The organism is Parabacteroides goldsteinii DSM 19448 = WAL 12034 (genome assembly GCF_000969835.1).
In the GTDB taxonomy this organism is placed as follows: Bacteria; Bacteroidota; Bacteroidia; order Bacteroidales; family Tannerellaceae; genus Parabacteroides; species Parabacteroides goldsteinii.
In genome coordinates this window covers 2039640-2064132 of sequence record NZ_KQ033912.1, presented here as the reverse complement: position 1 = coordinate 2064132, position 24493 = coordinate 2039640, and the positions used below count along the sequence as shown (strand labels likewise).

Here is a 24493-nt window from a genome sequence, read left to right as displayed (position 1 = left end):
GTTATTTTATTATTGCATCTCTATGTTTAATATTTTATAATATGAATGATATTTGATTTTTTATTCGTATGTTTAAAGCCATTGATTAACATAAAATATAATCGCATGAAAAAACTCAATCTAACATTATGTTGGCTGTTTGTGGCAGTATTTGCTTTACAACAGCTTTGTGCACAACAGTTGCAACCTCTTCCCGTTGATCCGAAGGTAAAATATGGGAAGTTGGATAACGGGCTTACTTATTATATCCGGCAGAATAAATTGCCGGAAAACCGTGCCGATTTTTATATTGCACAACAGGTAGGTTCCATACTGGAAGAAGATTCCCAAGCCGGATTAGCTCATTTTCTGGAGCATATGGCTTTTAACGGAACAAAAAATTTCCCCGGAAAAATGATGACTAACTATCTGGAAACAGTCGGTGTCCGTTTTGGCGAGAATCTGAATGCCTATACTAGCTTTGATAAAACTGTGTATATGATTATGAATGCGCCTGTTACGCGTCAGGGTATTATAGACTCCTGTCTGTTGGTGCTTCATGATTGGTCTAACGGTATTTCGTTGGATGGTGAGGAGATCGATAAGGAGCGTGGCGTCATACGTGAAGAATGGCGTACCAGCGGAAATGCCGGCATGCGCTTGATGAAACAGCAGCTTCCGGCTATGTATCCGGGTAGCCAGTATGCCAATCGTTTGCCGATAGGAAGTATTGATGTGATCAATAACTTTAAACATGATGAGATACGCGCTTATTATAAAAAATGGTATCGCCCCGATTTGCAGGCTGTTATTGTGGTGGGTGATATTGATCCGGATAAGATTGAGGCTCAATTAAAGACGCTGTTTGCCGATGTGCCTAAGCCTGTAAATCCGGCAGAACGTATTCTGTATCCGGTTCCTGATAATGAGGAACCTTTGGTTTCGGTTGCACAGGACAAAGAGGCGACAATTCCTTATGTGTACCTATTCTTTAAACATGATCAAATGCCGGATGAGGTGAAAGCATCGGCAGCGGGAATAGTGATGAACTACATAAAAAATGTCTCCAGTGTCATGATGAACGAACGTTTCCGTGAAATCCTGCAAAAACCGGATGCTCCGTTCCTGGGAGCTTCGGGATATGATGGTAATTACTTTGTCGCTAAAACAAAAGATGCCTGGAATGTATTCTGTGCTGCAAAAGAAGGAAAGGTTACTGATGCGCTTGCTGCCATTACGCGCGAAACAGAGCGGGTGAACAAATATGGGTTTACCGCTTCCGAATATGAACGTGCCCGGGTGAATGTGTTGAAGAATTATGAATCGAATTATAAAGAACGGGATAAACAGAAAAACGGAACTTACTCAAACAGATATGTGGGCCATTTTACAGACGGGGGGTCCATCTCAGGGATAGAAAATGAATATGCTATGATCAACCAAATAGCACCGTCGGTTACTCTTGAACAGGTCAATCAATATATTCAGGATATAATCGGAGAGAAAAATGTTGTTATATCTGTATCCGGCCCGGAAAAAGAAGGACTTGTATATCCCACGAAAGAAGAATTGCTGGATGTATTTAATAAAGCACGTCAGGAGGAATTGACGCCTTATGTTGAAACGGTGTCTGATGAACCTTTGATAGAGGAATTGCCTGCACCCGGCAAGATCGTATCATCTAAGGAAAATGAGTTGCTGGGTGTAACGGAACTGACTTTGTCCAACGGCATTAAGGTTTTACTGAAAAAGACAGATTTTAAAGATGACCAGGTATTAATGACAGCCACCAGTCCGGGAGGTACGACTATGTTCGGCAATGAAGATATTGCGAATCAGAAGTTGATAAATAGTGCAATCAATCTGGGTGGTGTTGGAAATTTCAGCAAAACGGATTTAGCTAAAAAACTTGCGGGAAAGAAAGTTAATGTTTATGTTTCTCTCGGTCCGGATTGTGAGAAAGTGGATGGGTCTTCCTCTCCGCAGGATATTGAAACAATGTTCCAGTTGATCTATCTCTATTTTAATAAGCCTCGTATGGATAATGATGCGTATGCTTCATTTGAAGAAAGAATGAAATCACAGTTGACAAACCTGGATCTCAATCCGATGGTTTCGTTCAGTGATACACTGAGCACTTATCTATATAATGGAAATCCCCGTGTAATGCGTGTACAGTTGTCTGATTTTGATCATATAAGCTATGCCCGGATGATGGATCTTTATAAAGAACGTTATGCGGATGCATCCGATTTTATTTTCACATTTGTCGGAAATGTAGATACGGATGCTATCAAGCCGTTGATAGAACAATATCTGGCAACTTTACCATCTCTTGGTCGCAAAGAACCGAAAGGTCGGGAAGATGTATATGCTCATATGCAAAAGGGAATTACGGAAAAGCGTTTTGCTCGTTCGATGGAGACTCCTAAAGCTTCTATTGTCGGCATTTATTCCGGACAACTGGATTTTACACCCGAAAATATGACATTGCTCACCGCCTTGAAACAAATACTTGATATTGTTTATGTGGAGAAGGTCAGGGAAGAAGCCGGTGGAACGTATGGCGTCAGCGTTTCTTCACAGTTGGGTTATTTCCCGAAAGGAGAGGTCGCTTTGCAAACATATTTCGATACGGACCCAGAGAAGGCTGATTTAATGAATAAAATTGTACGTGAGGAACTTCAGAGTATCGCGAAAGATGGTCCGCGTATTGAAGATTTTAATAAGACGAAAGAAAATATGCAGAAGAAATATGCGGAGAATCTGAAAGAAAACAGTTATTGGTTGCGTGTGGTCGATGATTACTATTTCCATAATCTGGATCGCCATACACCTAATAAAGCAGTACTTGACGGTATGACTTCAAAGCAGATACAGGAGATTGCTCAAAAGATACTTTCGCAGGGGAATATGCTGGAAGTATTTATGGAACCGGCTAAATAGGATTATATAAAAAACTGATATAGAGGATCTGGGAAGTGTTTAAAATACTTCCCGGTTCTTTAAATGAAAATAGGCATTATTAAACGAATTCTGGTCTAAATCCTTATCTTTGTCTGAATGTTTAATCCGGTTGAGTTATGGAAAGAAATTATCCGATAGGAGTACAGAGTTTTGAGAAGATACGGAAGGACAATTATGTATATATAGATAAAACCCGGTATGTTTACAGGTTGGCGAAAACCGGTTCATATTATTTTCTGAGCCGTCCGCGACGTTTTGGAAAAAGTCTATTGATTTCTACGTTTCAGGCCTATTTCGCTGGGAAAAAAGAACTTTTTGAGGGGTTAGATATCGAACAATTGGAGAAAGACTGGACGACTTATCCTGTGCTTCATCTCGATCTGAATGCACGAAATTACGAAGATGAAAATTCCCTGCTGGAAGAATTGAACAAACATTTGGAAATATGGGAGCGTGAATATGGAAGCCATTATGGCGATCGTGCTCCGGAAGAGCGTTTTTTTCATGTCATTCGTTTAGCATATGAGAAAACGGGGCAACGGGTAGTTATTTTGGTGGACGAATACGATAAACCGATGTTGCAGGCTATCGAAGATGACAGGTTACAACAGGTGTACCGAAACCAATTGAAGCCTTTCTACGGGGTGATGAAGAGCATGGATAGTTATATCAAATTTGCTTTCTTGACAGGGGTGACCAAATTTGGGAAAATAAGTGTTTTCAGTGATTTGAATAACTTGAACGACATTTCAATGAACCCTGATTTCGCAGCTATTTGTGGTATGACTGAAAAGGAGATACATCATTATTTTGATTTGGATATCCATACATTGGCAACCAAAGAGGATCTGACTTATGATGAAACTGTTGAATTGCTAAGGGATAATTATGACGGTTATCATTTTACCGAAAATTCGGAGGGTATCTATAATCCTTTCAGCTTACTGAATACGTTTTATGCCATGCGCCCCGATAGTTATTGGTTTGCAACGGGAACACCAAGTTTTCTGGTGTACCTTTTGCAAAGATCCCGTTATGATTTATGGGAATTGGAAGAGGTGGAAACAGACTCCGATGTGTTGGATAGTATTGATTCCTTTTCGAAAAATCCGATACCGGTAATTTATCAAAGTGGATATCTGACCATCAAAGGATATGATAAGCGCTTCAAATTATATACGTTGGGTTTCCCGAATTTGGAGGTTAAAGAAGGCTTTTTTAAATACCTGTTGCCTTATTATGCCGATGTAAAGGAAACGGATACGACTTTCAATATCCGTAAATTTGTAGGTGAAGTGGAAACTGGCGATTACGACTCTTTCTTTTCCAGGCTTCAAACCTTCTTCAGTAACATTCCTTACGACTTGGGCGGCGATTTGGAGAAACATTACCAAAATGTACTTTATATTATAAGTTGCTTGATGGGATTTTATGTTGATGCTGAATATCACACCAATCGTGGAAGGGCGGATTTAATCCTGAAAACTCCGGCTTACATTTATATAATGGAGTTCAAATTGAACGGAACATTAGAAGAAGCGATTCGCCAGATCGAAGAGAAAGGTTATGCCGAGCCGTTTGCTCACGATCCTCGTAAATTGGTCAAGCTAGCTGTAAATTTCAGTTCTAAAACAAGGAATATCGAAGGATGGAAGGTGGTCTGAGCATAACTTTAAAGATTGTCTACCACGGAAATTTATCAGGCATTCTTCCTTTCTCCTTTTATTATTGTACTTTTGCACGTCAATTAAGCGAAAGATAACAATGCATTACTTCTCACATATTTTACCTAATGGTCTTCGTATGGTACATTTGCCGATGGAATCGCCGGTTTCGTACTGTGGATTTGCTGTAAATGCCGGAACCCGGGATGAAGAATCGAACGAATTTGGTCTGGCTCATTTTGTGGAGCATATGATGTTTAAGGGTACCGAAAAGCGGAAAGCCTGGCATATCCTGAACCGGATGGAGAATGTAGGCGGAGAACTGAATGCTTATACGACCAAGGAAGAGACATTTGTGTATTCTATCTTTATGGAAGAACATTATCAGCGTGCTTTCGAATTACTGACGGATTTGATCTTCCATTCACAGTTTCCGCAACAGGAAATAGAGAAAGAAGTGGATGTGATCCTGGATGAGATTAATTCGTATGAGGACAGCCCTTCGGAACTGATCTTCGATGAATTCGAGAATTTGCTTTATGACGGGCATGCGCTGGGACATAATATATTGGGAGATGAGGCTTCTCTTCTGACCTTTAATTCTGAATCGGGCCGTTCGTTTATGCGTCGTTTTTATGCACCGAAAAATATGGTATTCTTTTCGATGGGGCGTGTGGATTTCAAGAAGATCGTTAAACTGGCGGAAAGTCTGCTGTCGGATATCGCTTTCCCGATTGCTTCCCGCAACCGGGTGGCACCTGCCGGAATTCTTCCGTGTGTGAAGAAAGTGCATAAGGATACGCACCAGGCGCATGTACTGATCGGTAGTCGTGCTTATAGTATGCATGATGAAAAACGGATACCGTTGTTCCTGCTTAATAATATGCTGGGTGGTCCGGGCATGAATAACCGTCTGAATGTTTCACTCCGTGAGAAGCATGGATTGGTTTATAATGTTGAATCGAATGTTACTTCTTATACCGATACAGGCCTGGCTAGCATCTACTTTGGTACGGATCCGAAGAATATGGAGAAAGCTTTGAGGTTGGTTCATAAAGAGTTAGGTAAGATACGTGACATCAAGTTGTCCGCCACGCAACTGGCTGCTGCCAAAAAGCAGGTTATCGGTCAGTTGGGTGTTTCGGGAGATAATAAAGAAGGACTTTTCCTCGGTTTGGGAAAGAGCTTCCTCCACTATAACCGGTATGATACCCTTCCGGAAGTTTTCAGCAAGGTCGAAAGCCTGACTGCTGAAGAGATACAGGAGGTGGCGAATGAGGTGTTCGCGCCGGAGCGGTTGTTTAGCCTGATTTATCAGTAATATACAATATATCTCATACTTACCAACATTCTGCCTTGTCCTTTAGCTCAGGGATGCTGTTTTTGGTGAATACGGGACTTGCTATTCCTTTTCGTTTCTGGGTGATGTAATCGTTGAGTAAGAGGAATGCCTGACGACCGAGCAGGGAGATGGCAATCAGGTTGCAGATCGTCATCAGTCCCATTGTTATATCGGCCAGGCTCCAGGCCAGGTCGAGGCTTGCCAAAGCACCGAACATAACCATTCCACCGACTAACAGGCGGTAGGTGAACAACACGCTTTTCTTTTGAGTGACGAATCGTATATTGGCCTCTCCGTAATAATAGTTACCGATAATGCTGCTGAATGCGAACAGCAAAATGGCTACAGCGACGAAGATACTGCCGATATTTCCAACCTCATTGGTCAGTGCATGTTGCGTCAGTTGTACGCCGTTCACACTCCCGTCGAGCGGGGCACCACTGAAAAGGATAATGAAGGCCGTACAGGAGCAGATGATCAGTGTGTCGGTGAAAACACCTAATGTCTGGATAAGACCTTGCTTTACGGGATGCGATACGTCGGCTGTTGCCGCTACGTTCGGAGCCGAACCCATACCTGCCTCATTACTGAACAGGCCCCGTTTGATTCCCTGCATCAAAGCGGCTCCGACCGTTCCGCCGATGGCCTGTTCCCATCCGAAAGCATTGCCGATGATGAGTTCTAGTACGGCTGGAAGTTTTCCTATGTTGAAAAGAACGATACCCAATGCCAGCGCAACATATCCGAGAGCCATTACAGGAACAATAATACTGCTCACTTTCGCGATCCGTTGAATGCCACCAAAAATAATGAGGATGGTCAGGATGGTTAGTATGCCGCCAATAATCCTGTGGTCGAATCCGAAGGCCCCTTCCCAGGCTGCGCAGATCGTGTTACTTTGTACCGAATTGAAGGCAAAGCCGAAAGTGATGGAGATCAATACAGCAAAAAACACGCCCATCCATCGTAACCCGAGGCCGCGTTCCATGTAATAGGCCGGCCCTCCGATAAAGGAGTCTTTTCCTCTTCTTTTATATAATTGTGCTAATGTCGATTCGACGAAGGCGCTGGAGGCTCCCAATAAAGCAATGATCCACATCCAGAATACGGCTCCCGGACCGCCAACCGCAATTGCCGTAGCTACTCCCGCCAGATTGCCCGTTCCGACACGGCTGGCCAGCGATACGGCAAATGCCTGAAAAGAAGAGATATGTTTTTCACCGTTTTTAGTTTTTCCGGTAGAATCTCCAAGCAATTTTATCATTTCTTTTATCATGCGGAACTGTACGAAACGAGTTTTCAGGGTAAACCAGACGGCACAACCCAATAGCATGATAATTAATATATATGACCATAATACATCATTGATGATGCTAATCCATGAGTTTACGATATCCATGTGTTTGGCTTGTTTTGTTTCAAAGATAAAGTTTTTTTGCGTACCACCTCTTCACTCCTTATAACAACAGCGAAAAAAATCGTGTTAAAATCGCATTAACATTTACCCTCGGAAAATGGCCCATTTGTTAAAGAATTACCTCCGTTTTACCCCCAATCGTAGGGAGTGGACCTTCACTGGAGGTTCACTGGAGCTAATACGGAGGTTATATGGAGCATTTCGGTGTTAAAACCGACAAGAATCTTTATGCATATTTAACCGGTTTTGCGTGAACACAATTTTGGATTATTCGCTATCGGCATGTAACCAATATCAACCCGGAAGAGCATGAAGTTTGAATTATTTTTCATGATTTACTATTTGAATGTCAAATTATTAGACACTGGTGTATAAAAATTAGACATTGGTATTTTTATATGGTGCATACAATTATGTGATAAACAATCAGATATGTTTTTGGCATATATTTTGGATAATAGGAGGAAATGATAAATCATATGAAAACGATATTAAGAAATTCTCTAAGTGTATTACGACGTTTTAAGATGGCGGCTTTTTTGAATGTAACAGGGTTGGCCGTTGCTTTTGCCGCTTTTATTGTTATCCTGATACAGGTAGATTACGAACGGAATTTTGATCATTGCCATTCGACTTCAGATCGGGTATATCGTTTGGATTTGACGTTTCCCGGTACTTTCGGTACGATTCTGCCTCGTGCTTTTGTGGAGGAAGTTATCCAGTCATCGCCCCATATCGAAGCCGGTAGTCTGATCTATCCGTATAATCCGGAAGTCTATTTTTCTGTGATGGAAGACGGACAAAAGATTGGTTATCGGGAGTTGATACAAACTTGCCATCCGGCTATTACCCGGGTATTTGATTTTCAGATTATTGAAGGAGAACGGGATTGTCTGAAAGACCCGGAAAAAGTAATCTTGCCGGAAAGTATGGCTCTCAAAATGTTTGGTGAACAGCCCGCTGTAGGAAAAGCCATTCATGCCGAAGAAGCAATTCAGTCGAAAGACAACCGTGAGTATACGGTTGGGGCGGTCTATAAAGATTTTCCGGGAAACTGCCAGATGCGTAACCTGATCTATACGGCAATCGGTGAAACCTATCAGCGGGACAATTTCGATGCCAGCAATTATATTTGTTACCTCTTGCTTGATACGCCGGAGTCGGCACAAGCTGTAACGGATAATTTTAATACCCATTTTGATTATGCCAAAGTAGGTTTGGAGGGAGAGGGAGGTATCAGGTTGACCCCGTTGACAAGTATTTATTATATGAACGAAAGCCAAGACGGAACGATCTTTCGGAGTGGCAATAAGGAAGTTACCGGGTTGCTATTCTTTATTGCTTTGCTAATCATCATTGTGGCTGCCATCAACTTTACTAATTTCAGTACATCGCTGACGCCTATGCGCATTAGAAGCATCAACACTCAAAAGGTATTGGGTAGTTCGGATGCCGTATTGCGTTGTGCGTTATTAGTGGAGGCGGCAATTATTAGTATGATAGCTTGGGTACTGAGCCTGTTTATGATATGGATATTGGGACGTACGGAGGCTTTGCCTTTTGTGGAGGCAAATTTGGAGATAGTAAGTAACCTGTCTATTATATTATTGACCGGTGTTATAGCGCTGATTACCGGTATTGTCGCCGGATTGTATCCCTCCTGGTATGTGACTTCTTTTCCTCCGGCATTGGTTTTGAAAGGGAGTTTCGGACTTTCACCTTCCGGGCGAAAGTTGCGTACGGTTTTGATCGGTGTTCAGTTTGTCGTTTCTATTCTGTTGATTATCGGAGCTGTTTTTGTACGTCTTCAAAACAATTATATGCGTGGTTATTCTTTGGGATTCGGCAAGGAGCAGATTGCCGTTGTCCGTTTGAACGGAGAAATCTATAACAAATCGCGCGAAACGTATGTAAATCGACTGAAAGAATATTCGGGTATCGAAGATGTTGCTTTTGCTATGGAGAAAGTAGGTTCGAAAGATGGTTACAGTACCAGCTCCGGTTCTGTAAAGGAAAAAGAAATACAATTTTTTCAGATATATGCCTCATCCAATTTTCTTCGTGTTATGGGAATTCAGGTAGAAGAAGGGCGTGATTTTTTACAAGCAGATGAGTTGTCGGAAGAAGCCGTATATATCTTTAACCATACAGCGCAAATGAGTGCGGATATGGAAGTTGGCGACCGGGTTACGTCGTGGTTGGCTGGTCGTATTGTAGGTCTTACCGGTGATGTGAAATTTACTTCGCTTCGCAATGGAGAGAATAATATTGCTTTTGTGACAGGTAATATGCCTATCCCTTTGACAGTTTCTTATATTCGCTTGAAGGCCGGAACAGACATACTTGGAGCTGTTTCTCATATCCGTGAAACAATGGCCGACATGGACCCGTCTTATCCTTATGATATTGAGTTTTATGATGAGATATTTAATCAATTGTATCATAAGGAAGAGAACTTGCGCAGTCTGATTATGGTTTTCAGTATATTGGCGATTATCATATCACTTGTGGGGGTATTCGGTTTGGTCGTATTTGATACACAGTATCGTAGGAAAGAAATCGGTGTACGCAAGGTACATGGAGCGACTAACGGGGAAATATTAGAAATGCTCAACCGCTCTTATATGTATATCGTACTGGTTTGTTTTGCCTTAGCAGCGCCGGTAGGCTACTATGGTATTAAGAAATGGTTAGAAGGTTTCGCATATAAAACACCGATGTATTGGTGGGTATTTCCGGTTGCTTTATTGGTGGTGTTGAGCATTACGATTGGAACAGTGACATTCCAGAGTTGGCGGGCGGCAAATGCCAATCCGGTAGATAGTTTGAAATCGGAATAAACGGATTCGGTTAGACAGGTTTGCACATATGTTTTCCGGTAACAAATGTTGCTTGATACCTGGATATCGAAGCCTTCGATACCCAGGTGCGAGCATCATTATATTGCGTTCCTGTTTTTTTGAGGTAAGTGTTTTAGGGTTGTATCATGCATATTGAAAGCCATCCAGTTTACTCTGTAATTCTTTACGAGCGAAAAAGATACGACTTTTCACTGTGCCTAGGGGAAGATTCAGTTTATCTGCTATTTCTTGATATTTGTAGCCGTTTACGAATAAAGAAAACGGGATTTTGTAATCCTCATTTAAAGCGGCAATCGCTTTTGTGATCTCTTTGATCTGATAAATCTTGTCGGGAGAACCGGAAATGGAGTCGCAGGTAATATTCAGGTTGTACAAATCGACATTTTGATCTACTGAAGTTTGTGCACGTACCATCTTATGATAATTATTGATAAAAAGATTGCGCATGATGACCATAACCCAACCTGCAAAATTAACATTGTCTGTAAATTTTTCCTGACTGTTTAACACCTTCAGCGTTGTGTCTTGTAAAAGATCCAGAGCATCCTCTCTGTTTGCTGTTAGTTTGAGAGCAAAATTCATCAGGCGATCTTGTATTCCTATTAGTTTTTGTTGAAATTGTAAGCTGTCCATAATACTAGTTTTTTATTGTTGTTGATTTGATTTTGTTGCAAATCTATTTTTTATGTTGCTTTTGTGATGTTCAATGTGGTACGCATTGTTTCAGGTATTGTTTGATAAAGAGTCTGGAAATTATATATCGGTAAATTTCGAACATTTGCCGAACGATTTCGGTATACGATTATGTGGGGCGATGAGATTTTTTTTCGTTTTTCGTGTAACTTTTTTTGAAGTAGCTTCGTCTTACTTGCAGAAATAAACGACAGGCAGGCATGGCCACCCTGCCGGAAAAATAAATTATAAACGTATGAAACGGATTCTATTTGCCATCATGCTGCTCGGCTGCATGATACAGGGAGTTTTTGCCCAAAATTTGGAAATAAAAGGTATGGTGAGGAATGGTCGGGATAAAGCTCCTCTTGAATTTGCCAACGTTGTGTTGCAGACGGCAGATTCTGTCTTTATAACCGGTACGACTACGGATGGAAAAGGGCGTTTTATGTTGGATAAGGTGAAAGCAGGCGATTATTTACTGGCTGTATCCAGCCTTGGATATGAAACACAATATATTGCTTTGGATGGATTTAATAAAAGTATCGACCTGAAAGAGATCTTGATGGAAGATGCGGCCGTCTCGTTGGATGGCGTCACGGTCAGTGCGTCTAATACAAGCAGTCGCTCCGATCGCAAACTGATATTCCCTTCCGATCGGCAGGTAAAAGCATCTACTAACGGAATGGATTTGCTACAACAGTTGATGTTGCCGAAGATAACAGTTAACCCGATGTCGAATGAGATTAAAGTGCCGGGAAACGGTGAAGTGCAGCTTCGTATCAATGGCGTAAAAGTGGAGTTGGATGAAATCAAAGCTTTATTGCCGACTGATATTATTCGTATTGAGTTTCATGATAATCCGGGTTTGCGTTATAGGAATGCGGAAGTCGTGCTCGACTATATTGTTCGCCGGCCTGAAACGGGAGGAAATTTCAGTGTGGATATGAGCCAGGGGGTGAATGCTTTATGGGGCGAACACCGTGTTTCGGGAAAGATCAATCATAAGAAATCGGAGTTCGGTGCTTCTTACCGGATCGGGCCACGCGATTTCTATGGCATGTCGAGAGATAATGAAGAGATTTTTCATTTGGCGGATGGAACAGTGCTGCATCGAAAAGAGACTGGCGATCCGAGTCATGCCAGTATGTTCATGCATAACCTGAACCTGAATTACAGTGTGCAGGATCCTGAAAAGTATCTGTTCAACGCTACGTTCCGTTATTGGAACAATCATCAGCCGCACTGGGATTACCGGGGAATTCTCTCCAACCTGGACAATCCGGATGATTATGTAGACATGGTTGACTTGAATAGTAGCGATAATCAGGTTCCGGCTTTGGACTTGTATTATCAGCGTAATCTGAAGAACGACCAGACATTGGTGTTCAATGTGGTGGGAACTTATAACCGCACTTCTTCCCATCGTTTCTACCAGGAAAGCCGGGGGGAGGAATTACTGACGGATATCAATAACCGTGTTTCCGGAAAGAAATATTCCCTGATCGGTGAGGCGATCTATGAAAAGAAATTGGCTAACGGGAATAGTCTGAGTGGCGGTGTTTGGCATACGCAATCTTTTTCCGATAATGAGTATCGAAACGGACATGATTATGAGACACATATGGATCAGTCTGCTAGTTCTATTTATGGTGAGTTCAAAGGCAAAGTCCGAAAATTGGATTATATGTTGGGAGTAGAATTGGCACGTTTGTACTACAAACAGGAGGGGACGGATGATTCGGATCAGTTTTATACATTTAATCCCCGTTTTACTTTGCAATATGCTTTACCCGGACAGTCGTTTATACGCCTGAAGGGGTATGTCGGCAATCTGTCTCCTTCTTTAGGCAACCTGAATGCCGTCGAGCAGGTGATCGATTCCCTTCAGCTGCAACGCGGTAATCCGAGACTGGAGTCTTATATGAGCTACCTGTTGGATCTTAATTACGAATATCAGAAAGGTATTTTTTATGCGCTCGTCAACGGTACGTATGAATATGTACCTAATGCTATTATGGATGAAAAATACCAGGAGGGCAATAAGATTATCCAAACTTGGAACAATCAGAAAAACTGGCAGCGTGTGGTGGGCTTTGCCATGTTTCGGGTAGGGCCGATCAAGGATATTTTGCAATTTTCTTTTACCGGTGGTGTGAATCATTATATCAGCAATGGCAATACGTATTCTCACCGCTATACGAACTGGTATTGTAATATGCAGGCGTCGCTTACCTGGAAGAAGTTTATGCTGATGTATCAGTTGGATACGAACTGGAATTGGTTCTGGGGTGAAACGTTGGAGGGAGGAGAGAATATTCAGATTCTTATGGCGAAATATAATTTCAAGAACCTTTCTTTAGGTATTGGGGCATTTAATCCTTTCTCCGATAACTGGAAAGTGCAGTCCGAGAATTGGAATCAATATGCTTCCAGCAAAAAAACTTCTTACATCAAGGAAAGTTCCCGTCTTTTTGTTGTTTCGGTATCGTATAATTTCTCTTTCGGACGTACATATAAGGTCGGACAGAAACGTTTGAACAACAGTGACAGTGATTCGGGCGTAATGAGTACAGGTAAATAATATTCTTTGTATCTTTGAAGGAAATTAAAGAGTATAAAATATGAAAGCAATTGAACCCAATCTGATAAAGGATAACTTTATTGAAATTATCGGGAAGGAGTGGATGCTGGTAAGTGCCGGTGATAAGGATAAGTTTAATATGATGACAGCCAGTTGGGGCGGCGTAGGTTTCCTTTGGAACAAACCGGTGGTGTTTGTCTTCATCCGTCCGGAGCGTTATACCCGTGAATTTGTCGATGAAAAGGGGTGTTTTACGCTCTCTTTCCTGGGAGAAGAACACAAAGATGCTCATAAAGTTTGTGGTTCCAAGTCAGGCCGTGATATGGATAAAGTGGCGGCTACAGGCCTGACTCCTTATTTCACGGAGCTCGGAAATCCCTGTTTTGAAGAGTCACGCCTGACGTTGGAGTGCAAAACGCTTTATGTGACAAAGATGGATAAAAATAGTTTCATCGATCCGGCTTTGTATGAAAAATGGTACAGCGCATTGGCGGGTAATCTGCATAATGTATATGTGGCAGAAATCGTGAATGCCTGGGAAAAGTAATTTTACTTTATTCCCAATTCCCTGAGCATTTGTTCCGTATGAGTCAGAAAATACTTCGTTAACTGGTAATGTTGTGTTTCCTCATACGGAGTAATATGTGCTCCATCCTCATCTATGGAATAGATATCTGCTCCCGGATAAGCCATGATGATGGGAGAATGCGTAGAAATAATCAGTTGGCAGCCTTGTGCCACCAGTTCTTGTATCCGGACCAGTAAAGCCAGCTGGCGTTGAGGCGATAGGGCTGCTTCCGGCTCATCGAGGATGAAAAGGGTATTTCTTCCCGCATAATTCAGAAAAGTGCTAAGAAAACTTTCACCATGCGACTGTTCGAGGAGGCGGCGTCCTCCGTAAGCTGCCATAGAATAATCGCGGCCATAGTTTAGTATGTCTTTCATCGATTTGGCATCTATTTCGGCTGCATGTTCAAAGAAAGATTCTGCCCGAAAGAAAAAATGGTCGAACGGTTTCCGTTCTTCGATGAGGCGGATGCATTGGGGCAATACGTTTGAATAGGATTTCCAGGCTTCTTTTCCGTCATATAGCATGCCCTGGCTGTCTTCATCCCGTTCTTCGTATTTGAACATGATGCCTTCGAGCAGGGTTGATTTACCGGCACCGTTTTCACCGACCAGGAAAGTGACCGGTTTTCGGAAAACAATCGATTCGATGTATCGTACTGCTGCGGCTCTGAACGGATATTTGAGCTCTTCTACCGGGCCTTCCACTTCGGCAGGGTTGAGTAATTGTGCTTGTTTGAGATAAATCATAGCTTTCTTTTTTACAAATGTATATAAACTTCCTGTTTTATTCAAATGATAAATAAGGAGTCAGTCTTTCTTTATCTGTTTCAGTAAATTCTTCCAGTAATTGAAGATTTTCCCAGCCGGATAACTTCCCTTTCTGTTTCCGTAGCTGTTCGATGATGCGGGCTTGCTGATAATTTATATAAGGATGTTTGCATAGTTCTTTAAAGGAGATTTTATGGATCTCTAACGGACAGATTAGGGACATATCTGCCGAAAACCACGATTTCATCGCATTATATCGTTCTTCATCAAGACCGTACACTTCACGAAGTTGTTCAACTGTAAAGAAACCTCCCAGCAGTTCTCTGTATTTAATGATTCGGCGGGCAAAAGTGCTTCCGATCCCGGGAACTTTTTTCAGGATTGTGGTGTCGGCAGTATTTAGTTCGACAACAGTTCCGACAGGGTATTTTTCTGTTTTAGGAAAAGTCCTTCTTTCGGATGTATTTTTGGTTTCTCCCGAATGAAATTTATTTTTCTCTCGGGAGGAATTGTTTTTTCTCCCGGATGCAGGAGTTTTTACCTTTTCCGGATCAGGACTATTTACAGGGATATTTTGAGCCGTTTTTACTGGTTCAGATAGTCTGTTATTGTTGACAGGTGTGTAATCGGTTTTTTCATCCGTCAGCAGTAAAATGATCCAGGAAGCAACAATCAGACAAAGTAGGAGAGTCAACGCTCTGCGTTCTCCTTTGGAGAAATAAAGTAAATCACGCCAGTTCATAGTTGTTACGGTTTAATGTTTCTGTTTTTTTTAGCTTGAGTAATACTTACAGCTTGATGTAAGATGTTCAGAACTTCTATCCGATCTTTTGTTATTCGATAAAGAATAAAATGAGCGGGAAGTATGGCCCTTCTGTATCGCTTATCTTTTGTGGGAAGATAAGGATATTCTGCATTTAACAAATAACCGGAAGTTAATTGTCGAACAGTTTCATAAATAAGGTTTTCGTATTCGATAGCTTTTTTTTCTCCAAAGTTTATTTTTCCATATTCAAAGATTTGGTCAACAGAAGAAAAAAAGAGAAGCGAAACGACTACCGGTTTCTTCTTTGTTCCCTCCATTGTCTTATCATTTCTTGTCCTTCTTCCAAAGTATAAAAAGGTCCTTTTTCTGCAACTTTTACCATTGATTTAAATTCGTCAATAGTTAATTCCCCTCCCTCAATGGCTGGATTGAATTTCAGTCCCTTCCATTCCTGCATTTTTTGTTTGATTTCTTCCAATGTACAAAATGGTCCTTCTTCGGCTTTACGAACGCGGGCAATAAACTCTTCCTGAGTCATGTCTAATCCAGAAAGTAACTTTCTTTTCTTTGAGACGGTTTTGATTTCCATATTTATAATTATTAAATGATGAATACTCTTTTGCAAAGATATAAGTTACCTGTTGATAAGCAAACAATTTATACCTTTTTATTTTCAAAACAAGGAGGTTATCTTTTTGATCAGTCCCAATTCGTTCAGGAAGATCAGGCCGATTGCTACGGGAGCGATGTATTTTATAAAAAACGCATACGTATTGAAGAAGTAAAAGGTGATTGTTCCTTTATTCGTCAATTCTTCTTTCAATACTTTTCTTTCGATGCGTAAACCGACAAATACGCAGATCATCATTCCGCCGATAGGCATCATAATTTTTGCCGTAAGATAGTCCAGTGCATCAAAAATGATCAGTCCGCCGATGGTATATTCTTTCAATAGACCGAAAGAGAGAGAAGCAAGGGCTCCGATGACGGCAACACCGGCAGAAACGATCCAGGCCGCTTTCTTTCTGGTCATATGATATTCTTCATGTACATAGGCCGTTGCCACTTCATGTAGGGAAATGGTAGAGGTCAAAGCTGCCAAAGCTAGTAGAATGAAGAATATGAAAGACCATATATTTCCGAAAGGTAGCTGTTCAAAGATATTCGGAAGGGTGATGAACACCAGTTCCGGGCCTGCAGTTGGCTCAATACCAAAGCTGAATACAGCCGGGAATACCATGATGCCGGCCAGTAATGCGACAAAAGTGTTCAGAACAGTCACCTGTATCGCTGTTAATTGCAGATTCGTATCTTTCCCGAAATAAGAAGAATAGGTGATCAGACATCCCATTCCGATACTCAGAGAAAAGAATGTTTGTCCCATAGCGCTTAAAATAACGGAGGAGGTGATCTTCTCGAAGTCCGGTTTGAACAGGAAAGATAATCCTTCGTTTACCCCCGGTAGGGTTATGGACCGTATACATAATACCAGCAGTATAAGGAATAAGGCCGGCATCATGATCTTGGATGCCCTTTCAATTCCTTTTTCAACCCCTGAGACGATGATGAAATGTGTGATTGCGATGAATACGATTGTCCAGCCGATCGGTCTGAGTGCGCTGGAGGAAAAGGCTTCGAACTCGGTGGTAAACTCGGCAGTAGTTTTTCCCGACAAAGAGCCGGTCATTGCCTGCCAGATATATTCCAGCGTCCATCCGGAAACGACGGAATAGAAACCTAATATAAGAAATGCAGCCAAGACTCCGTTATAGCCGATCAGCGACCATTGTGTTCCCGGCGCTAGCTCCTTAAAAGCTCCGGCAGCGTTTCTGCGTGAGTGGCGGCCGATAAAAAATTCGGTGATCATGATAGGAAGTCCCAGTAAAACAGTGCATATCATAAAGACCAGCAGGAAAGCTCCTCCACCGTTCGATCCTACCATATAAGGAAAACGCCAGATACTACCTAAACCTACAGCACACCCTACAGTTGCTAATATTACTCCGATTTTACTTCCAAAAGTTACTCTATCTTTATTTGCCATAGATTATTTGTCCTCTTTCTATTTATAATAAAACAACCCCGTCCTTGATATGGATTACGCGGTCGGTGTTGGCAGCCAGTTGTTCATCGTGCGTTACGATCACAAATGTCTGGTGCATCTGGTCACGTAATTCGAAGAAAAGGCTGTGTAATTCTTCTTTGTTTTTGGTATCCAGGCTGCCCGAAGGTTCGTCAGCCAGAATGACGGCCGGGTTATTGATTAATGCACGGGCCACGGCGACGCGTTGTTTCTCGCCACCGGATAATTCAGCCGGTTTATGAGTCATACGGTCCGATAGTTTCATGAAATCAAGTATTTCCTTCGCTCTTTTTTCTGCATCGGACGCCTTTTCCCTGGCAATCAGTGCCGGGATCATTACGTTTTCCAACGCTGTAAATTCCGGTAGCAGCTGGTGGAACTGAAATACAAAGCCGATATTCTTGTTTCGGAAGGCAGCCAGTTCTTTTTCGGAAAGTTTGCCTGTTTCTGTTTCGTTAATAAATAACTTACCGTTGTCCGGCGTATCCAATGTCCCGATAATCTGGAGCAACGTCGTTTTTCCGGCACCGCTGGGGCCGACAATAGCTACTACTTCACCTTTATTGATCGTCAGGTCGATGCCCTTCAATACCTGTAAATTCCCGAAACTTTTAGTAATACCCTGCGTTTGTATCATGTTGATTAAATATTTCTTATTACATAGGAAGCCAGATAACAGCCGAAAATAGCCGGCATATACGAAACTGTCCCGGTAGTCGTCCGCTTACATTGTTCGTTTTCCACTTCCACTACGGCTTCCGGATTGGCGATTTCTGTTGAGAAAACGACCGGAATACCTTTGTTTAGTCCCATTCCCCGAAGCCGTTTGCGCACCGCTTTTGCCAGTGCACAGTTGCAAGTCTTGGAAATGTCAGCTATTTTCACCTGCGACGGATCGATCTTTGCTCCGGCACCCATGGATGAAACAATGGGAATTTCACGGCGGTAAGCATGATATAGCAGGTATGCTTTCGGACTGAGTGAATCGATGGCATCCACGATGAAATCGTACTTTTGGGCAGAAAGAACCTCTTCTGTCCGTTCGTCACGCAGGAACTCATTGAGTATTGTCAGCTTCAATCGCGGGTTGATATCCAGTAAACGTTGTCCCACAACTTCTGCTTTCTGCATCCCCAAGGTAGAATGTAAAGCCGGCAGTTGGCGGTTAATATTGCTGTCGTTCACCGCATCCGCATCCACAATGGTCATATGTCCTATCCCGGCACGGCATATCTGCTCGGCTGCATAAGCTCCGACGCCTCCGAGTCCTACGACCAACACATGGCAATGTGACAAGTACTCCATCCGTTCGGCCCCCAGTAAGAGTTCCGTCCGTGTGTTCCATTTGTAACTCATTTATATGTTTTTGAGCACAAAAGTAATAAATCAATCAGAAACCGCCTTTTTATTAGTCATCTTTTAACTATTCCTTCATTTTCGGTTTGTGCAGATGAGTAAAAAGCAGTAATATTGTACGCTTAAATTTAAAATACAATGAAGATAAAACGCTATTTAATGCTGGTTGCAGCGTGTACTCTCTTTTTAGGGAAAAGTTTTGCTGCCAATAACGAGAAACCGTTCGTGATACCTGAATTACAGGAATGGAGAGGTGCTCAGGGAATGTTTACTCCTTCTGCTACTTCCCGTATTGTTTATGCGAGTAAAGATCCTGCCGTTGCCCGTGTAGCCAATCAGTTTGCCCAAGATTATGAAACAATGTTCGGGCGTAAGTTGGCTGTCGTGCAGGGAAGAGCCTCTGCCGGTGACTTTGTTTTCTCCATATCCGGAGACAAACAACTGGGTGAAGAAGGATATGCCGTGAAAATTGCTGACCGTGTAACCGTATCGGCTCCTAAAGCCAAAGGTTTATACTGGGCAACCCGTACGCTTCTTCAGATGACGGAGCAAAACAGTGACCTGGCTTTGTCAAAAGGTTCAATGCGCGATTATCCGGATTATGCGATCCGCGGTTTTATGATGGACTGCGGCCGTAAATTTATCCCGATGAACTTCTTGCGCGATTACGTTAAGATGATGGCCTATTATAAGATGAATACGTTACAGGTTCACCTGAATGATAACGCTTTCAAACAGTATTTTGAACATGACTGGAACAAAACATATGCAGCATTCCGTCTGGAAAGCGAGTTCTTTCCGGGGTTGACGTCACGTGACGGCTATTATACAAAGAAAGAATTTATTGATTTCCAGTTGATGGCCGATAGTCTGGGCGTAGAAATCATTCCGGAAATAGATGTCCCCGCTCATTCTCTGGCATTGACACATTATCGCCCGGAAATCGGTAGTGAGGAATATGGCATGGATCATCTGGATTTGTTCAAGCCGGAGACTTATCAGTTTGTCGACAGTCTGTTCCGGGAATATCTGGAAGGCAGGAATCCTGTATTTGTTGGTAAACGGGTACATATCGGAACAGACGAATATTCAAATAAAAAGAAAGATGTAGTGGAGAAATTCCGCGAATTCACCGATCATTATATTCGTTTCGTGGAAGGCTTCGGTAAGCAGGCCTGTGTTTGGGGTGCTTTGACACATGCCAAAGGCGATACTCCTGTGAAATCGGAAAATGTGCTGATGAGTGCTTGGTACAATGGTTATGCTGATCCGAAAGAAATGATCAAACAGGGATACGATCTGGTTAGTGTGCCCGATGGCTATCTGTATATCGTTCCGGCAGCCGGTTATTATTACGATTATTTGAATACGGAAATGTTATATAAGAAATGGACTCCGGCGCACATCGGAAAAGAGGTTTTCCCCGAAAAGCATAAACAGATTAAAGGAGGAATGTTTGCCGTATGGAATGACCATGCCGGTAACGGGATCAGTACGAAGGATATTCACTACCGCGTATTCCCGGCTTTGCAGACATTGGCTGTGAAGATGTGGACTGGAAAAGACTGTAAAGTACCTTATGAAACATTCAATGCGGCTCGCCTTTCCTTGAGTGAAGGTCCGGGAGTCAATGTAGCCGGGCGTATCGGTAAAACACCGCGTGCCGTATATAATCAGGAAACATTGAAGCCGGGAACCGAGACCGGGCTGAAGGAAATAGGTTATCAGTATACTGTTTCTTTTAATATCACATCAGTTCCCGAAGAGCGGGGAACAGAGTTGTTCCGTTCGCCGGATGCCGTCTTCTATCTGTCCGATCCTGTTTCTGGCAAACTGGGATTTGCTCGTGACGGTTATCTGAATACGTTTAACTATCAGTTCTACCCCGATGAAATGGCTTCAATTGCTATCAGTGGCGATGAAAAATCGACTCGTTTATATGTAAACGGACAGTTGAAGGAAGATTTGAATATCCAGAAACGTTTCTTCAACGGAGGAAAAGATTCCATGAGCTATGTTCGTACATTGGTTTTCCCGCTGGAAAAGGCCGGAAATTTCAAGAGTACGATTACTAATTTGGAAGTTTTGAATTATTGTAAGTAATAGGAAAGAGTCAAAAGCCTTTAACAATGGCTTTTGACTCTTTTAAGATATTTAGAGCGGGATATTCTTGTCTTATTTTTTATAAAGAACTCCTGTCTGTTGCTTTCTCTTTATTTTTCAGTGGACCTGTTTTGGATAAGGAATGGAAAGAGGTTCATATTTCGAAAGAAAATCTTCTACCATTGCTTTCAGTTTCATGCCAATATATTTCTCATCTGATACATTAATGATGTTTGTTGTCTCATAAGGATCCTTATTCAAATTATAAAGTTCATGATTTCCACTACGTGTATAAATGAATTTGTATCCTAAATGGATTACGGAAGATGCCTGGTCATCGTAGCTGCGATAGAAAAATAAAGGCTGTGCAGGTGTAGTTCCTCCTTCAAATGTCTTTTTAAGAGATAACCCGTCTAATTGAGGATAATCTTTCAAGTCTCCTCCGGAAAGTTCGACGAGAGTTGGAAATACATCTAAAGTACTGATTCTTTCTTTTACTACACGCCCTTTATCCATTTTAGGTAATTTTACGATGAAAGGAACTTTTGCTCCCCCTTCGTAAAGGGCTGTTCCCGCTTGTTTACCTCCTTTAAGAGGGTAGTTTGTAAAAAAACCTCCCTGATCAGAGATAAACATAACAATGGTATTATCTTCAACTCCTGCTTGTTTAACTGATTTAAGAATGTTTCCTACAGATTCGTCTATGCTTTCTACCATAGCATGATAAGTTGCATATTTTTCAGGAAGTCCCTGTTTTCTGTATTTCTCTATTTTATCTTTAGGCGCTTCAATAGGAGTGTGTACTCCATAATGAGCCAAATACATGCATAAGGGAGCTTTTTTATAATCATGTGTTTCGATAACCTTTGTTGCGTATTCTGTCAGATAGTCTGTCAAATATTTTCCATTTTTATCATGTTTCTTTTCATGTGTAAAATAAGGAGGAAAATATCCGGCAGGATTGCCCAGGTCGCTTTCTCCATATACGATGTCAAAACCTTGTTTTTGAGGATAATAGAATTTATTACCTAAATGCCATTTGCCGATAGAACAAGTTGTATATCCTTCTTTTTTTAATGCTTCCGCGAAAGTAACTTCTTGAAGAGGCAAATGTTGTCTACTGGGTTTTTCTCCGGGATCACCATCCCATAATCCGAATTCTCCATTATTGTAAGGATCCAATGCATTCGCTTCTATGTGGCGTGTAAATCCGACTTTAATGGGGTGTCTTCCTGTTAAAAGTGCGACTCTGGAGGGAGAAGAGGTTGGGGATGGTACATAAGCATTTGTAAAATCGATTCCTTCGGCTGCCAATTTGTCGATATTGGGCGTCTCAAATGAAGACGAACGATACCCTAAGTCATTATACCCTAAATCGTCAATAAAAAGTATAATAATATTCGGTTGTTGTTTCTCGGCAGCAAACATATTTGCTGCTGAGAAATGTAATACACTAACAAAAAAGCAACTCTTTTTAATGAGACTGATAGATTTCATTTGTATTATTTTATCTAAGATTAGGATTGATATCTTGTTCGGATTGTGGAATAGGCCATTGATAATCCTGTGGTTTTCTGAAGCCATATGAATCTACAAACCATCTTCCGTATTTGTCGACAATACCTTCTTTATTCGGGCTTGTCACAATTGAGTTAGGGAAAGGTGCACCATAGATATCTCCTTTGAATATTTCATGAGCAATTCCCCAACGGAGTAAGTCCCAATAACGAATACCTTCCAATGCTAATTCTACCCTACGTTCGTTGCGAACAATGGTGCGTAGTTCAATTGGATTGGTTTCGGTAATAGGCGGCATGTTTACAGAAGCTCTTCCTCTGATTTTATTAATTGTCTCATCCAATAATGATTGCGTAATAGGCTCTCCCGATTCTATTTTTGATTCCAGATAGCTGAGCAATATCTCCGCATATCGGATGATTGGAATGTTCCCTCCATAACTGACTAAGTTACCGGAATAAGACTCATCGAAATACTTTCTCATCAAAAAACCTGTTACAGTCGAGTTACGGGTAGTAATTAAGTCCGGACTTGTTTTATCCGGATGACAAACGAACTCTGTACCACAGAAGATTGCTCCGTCATAGTAGATAGAAGCTTTCAGACGTGGATCTCTGTTTTTACTTAAATCAGTAGGATCATATAGGGGATTGTCATAACTGAAATTTGTACCGTCTATGAACTGGTATGCTTCAAACAAGGCTGCTGTAGGGTTTAATATAGCCCAGCCCCCATCTTTTCGTGGATAAAAATGTTGAGGCATGCCACAACCGGTCATATCCTGTACATATTGTGTAGAAAATATATTTTCAGCACTGTTTTCGTTGGCTGTTGTAAATATAGATGTATAATCAGAATCAATAATATTATCTCCGAAATCAATTATCTGTTTGTATACATTTACCGCTTCTTTATAGTTTTGCTCTCCCAGATAGGTTCTTCCTAAAAAAGCCAGAGACGCTTGTTTAGTTGCCCGTCCTATTTCAGTTGTTGCTAAATCTTTATGGCGGGGAAGACCTTCTGCAGTTTCTTTAAATTCGGTAATAAGAAAGTCGACAATCTCTTTACGAGTGTTTTTTTCAACAGTATTTGCTTCGTCACGGGTAAGCACTTTCGTCACTAAAGGAACGTCGTGGTAAAATTGCGACAAATAGAAATATTGTGTTGCACGAATAAAGCGAACCTCTGACTTAAAACGATTGACTAATGCCGGATCTGTTTCTAATTTATCAATGCCGGCAAGGAATCGATTACATCGTGCTATTTTTGAATATGAGTTCTTCCAGTAGCTTTGTACTATGCTGTTGTTTGATAGTAAGTTTCCATTATTCAGACGGTTATAATCGGAGTTCATGCCTCTTCTGTCGTAACAATTGTCACTTGCATTTTCTAACATAACCAAACCTGCATAATCCCACCAATCACTTGCAAACCCCGTTCCATTAAATAATAAGTTTGCTCTGTAAATTCCTGTTAAAGCCAACATTGCATTGTCTTCACTTACCCAGAATTTATCATCTGAAAATTGATCAAGCGGTGTCCGCTCTAAATCACATGACTGGATGAGGAAGAGTAAACTTAGAATAGATACTATATTTCCTCTATAAATAAACAAACGTGAGTTCGAAATAAGTACCATAACCTTCCTCAGAATAACAGTCAAGCCATGTTTAATAACATGTATGTGTAAAAATATAACAAAAAGTTTGTATTAAAGAAAAATAAACCTGTCCTTTGACGAAAAGATTTTAACTATGAAAAACACAAAGAGATAACATTGCCACAGTCTTGACTATGAAATGTATGATCTTTGGGAGGGAGTCTGTATAAGGGTCCCTTTTTT

The 24493-nt window shown here is 41.5% G+C and carries 18 protein-coding genes; 7 read left to right on the top strand and 11 right to left on the bottom strand.

Translation table 11 applies throughout. The features are described 5' to 3' along the window. The first annotated feature begins 105 nt into the window (after positions 1-105). The 3 genes from HMPREF1535_RS07715 to HMPREF1535_RS07705 all read left to right on the top strand — a co-directional run bounded on the left by HMPREF1535_RS07715 (position 106) and on the right by HMPREF1535_RS07705 (position 5931). The gene (locus tag HMPREF1535_RS07715; protein WP_046145767.1) at positions 106-2925 is read left to right on the top strand and encodes a M16 family metallopeptidase; all 2820 of its coding nucleotides are present in this window, start codon (positions 106-108) and stop codon (positions 2923-2925) included. A gap of 137 nt (positions 2926-3062) precedes the next feature. Then, complete coding sequence (locus HMPREF1535_RS07710) at positions 3063-4610, top strand: ATP-binding protein (protein WP_009860613.1); 1548 nt, start codon at positions 3063-3065, stop codon at positions 4608-4610. A 100-nt stretch (positions 4611-4710) separates the two neighbouring features. Continuing rightward, positions 4711-5931 (top strand): M16 family metallopeptidase, encoded by a 1221-nt coding sequence (locus HMPREF1535_RS07705; protein ID WP_046145766.1) that lies wholly within the window; start codon positions 4711-4713, stop codon positions 5929-5931. A 19-nt stretch (positions 5932-5950) separates the two neighbouring features. On the opposite strand, the gene HMPREF1535_RS07700 is transcribed toward HMPREF1535_RS07705, so the two are convergent. Then, complete coding sequence (locus HMPREF1535_RS07700; protein WP_046145765.1) at positions 5951-7351, bottom strand: alanine/glycine:cation symporter family protein; 1401 nt, start codon at positions 7349-7351, stop codon at positions 5951-5953. A gap of 497 nt (positions 7352-7848) precedes the next feature. Here HMPREF1535_RS07700 and HMPREF1535_RS07695 point away from each other — a divergent pair, with 497 nt between their 5' ends. Next, positions 7849-10209 (top strand): ABC transporter permease, encoded by a 2361-nt coding sequence (locus tag HMPREF1535_RS07695; protein WP_046146460.1) that lies wholly within the window; start codon positions 7849-7851, stop codon positions 10207-10209. Between the two features lie 144 nt (positions 10210-10353). Here the strand turns inward: HMPREF1535_RS07695 and HMPREF1535_RS07690 are convergent, their stop codons facing one another. Further along, a complete protein-coding gene (locus tag HMPREF1535_RS07690; RefSeq protein ID WP_010801305.1) occupies positions 10354-10863 on the bottom strand; it encodes an RNA polymerase sigma factor in 510 nt (169 codons plus the stop codon). Between the two features lie 295 nt (positions 10864-11158). Here HMPREF1535_RS07690 and HMPREF1535_RS07685 point away from each other — a divergent pair, with 295 nt between their 5' ends. Next, complete coding sequence (locus HMPREF1535_RS07685; RefSeq protein ID WP_046145764.1) at positions 11159-13486, top strand: TonB-dependent receptor; 2328 nt, start codon at positions 11159-11161, stop codon at positions 13484-13486. Positions 13487-13526: 40 nt separating this feature from the next. Next, a complete protein-coding gene (locus HMPREF1535_RS07680; protein WP_009860620.1) occupies positions 13527-14033 on the top strand; it encodes a flavin reductase family protein in 507 nt (168 codons plus the stop codon). A gap of 2 nt (positions 14034-14035) precedes the next feature. Here the strand turns inward: HMPREF1535_RS07680 and HMPREF1535_RS07675 are convergent, their stop codons facing one another. The 7 genes from HMPREF1535_RS07675 to HMPREF1535_RS07645 form a co-directional block, all read right to left on the bottom strand. Next, entirely contained in the window at positions 14036-14803 is a 768-nt protein-coding gene (locus HMPREF1535_RS07675) for an AAA family ATPase (protein WP_010801307.1), read from the bottom strand. A 37-nt stretch (positions 14804-14840) separates the two neighbouring features. Continuing rightward, complete coding sequence (locus HMPREF1535_RS07670; protein ID WP_010801308.1) at positions 14841-15566, bottom strand: helix-hairpin-helix domain-containing protein; 726 nt, start codon at positions 15564-15566, stop codon at positions 14841-14843. Between the two features lie 5 nt (positions 15567-15571). Then, on the bottom strand, positions 15572-15907 hold the full coding sequence (locus tag HMPREF1535_RS07665; protein WP_010801309.1) for a type II toxin-antitoxin system RelE/ParE family toxin: 336 nt from the start codon (positions 15905-15907) through the stop codon (positions 15572-15574). Beyond that, positions 15880-16179, bottom strand: coding sequence for a hypothetical protein (locus tag HMPREF1535_RS07660; RefSeq protein WP_046145763.1), 300 nt, complete (start codon positions 16177-16179; stop codon positions 15880-15882). The genes HMPREF1535_RS07665 and HMPREF1535_RS07660 overlap by 28 nt, the downstream gene beginning before the upstream one ends. Before the next feature lie 84 nt (positions 16180-16263). Further along, on the bottom strand, positions 16264-17634 hold the full coding sequence (locus tag HMPREF1535_RS07655) for a sodium-dependent transporter (RefSeq protein WP_009860625.1): 1371 nt from the start codon (positions 17632-17634) through the stop codon (positions 16264-16266). Positions 17635-17656: 22 nt separating this feature from the next. After that, positions 17657-18310, bottom strand: coding sequence for an ABC transporter ATP-binding protein (locus HMPREF1535_RS07650; RefSeq protein ID WP_009860626.1), 654 nt, complete (start codon positions 18308-18310; stop codon positions 17657-17659). A gap of 5 nt (positions 18311-18315) precedes the next feature. Continuing rightward, the gene (locus tag HMPREF1535_RS07645) at positions 18316-19029 is read right to left on the bottom strand and encodes a tRNA threonylcarbamoyladenosine dehydratase (RefSeq protein WP_046145762.1); all 714 of its coding nucleotides are present in this window, start codon (positions 19027-19029) and stop codon (positions 18316-18318) included. Positions 19030-19167: 138 nt separating this feature from the next. Here HMPREF1535_RS07645 and HMPREF1535_RS07640 point away from each other — a divergent pair, with 138 nt between their 5' ends. Continuing rightward, positions 19168-21132, top strand: a complete 1965-nt coding sequence (locus tag HMPREF1535_RS07640) for a family 20 glycosylhydrolase (protein ID WP_046145761.1) — start codon at positions 19168-19170, stop codon at positions 21130-21132. 117 nt (positions 21133-21249) lie between these two features. Here HMPREF1535_RS07640 and HMPREF1535_RS07635 read toward each other — a convergent pair whose 3' ends face one another. Both HMPREF1535_RS07635 and HMPREF1535_RS07630 read right to left on the bottom strand, forming a co-directional pair. Beyond that, a complete protein-coding gene (locus HMPREF1535_RS07635; RefSeq protein ID WP_052716670.1) occupies positions 21250-22629 on the bottom strand; it encodes a sulfatase in 1380 nt (459 codons plus the stop codon). A gap of 10 nt (positions 22630-22639) precedes the next feature. Then, on the bottom strand, positions 22640-24289 hold the full coding sequence (locus HMPREF1535_RS07630) for a RagB/SusD family nutrient uptake outer membrane protein (protein ID WP_046145760.1): 1650 nt from the start codon (positions 24287-24289) through the stop codon (positions 22640-22642). Between the last annotated feature and the right edge of the window lie 204 nt (positions 24290-24493).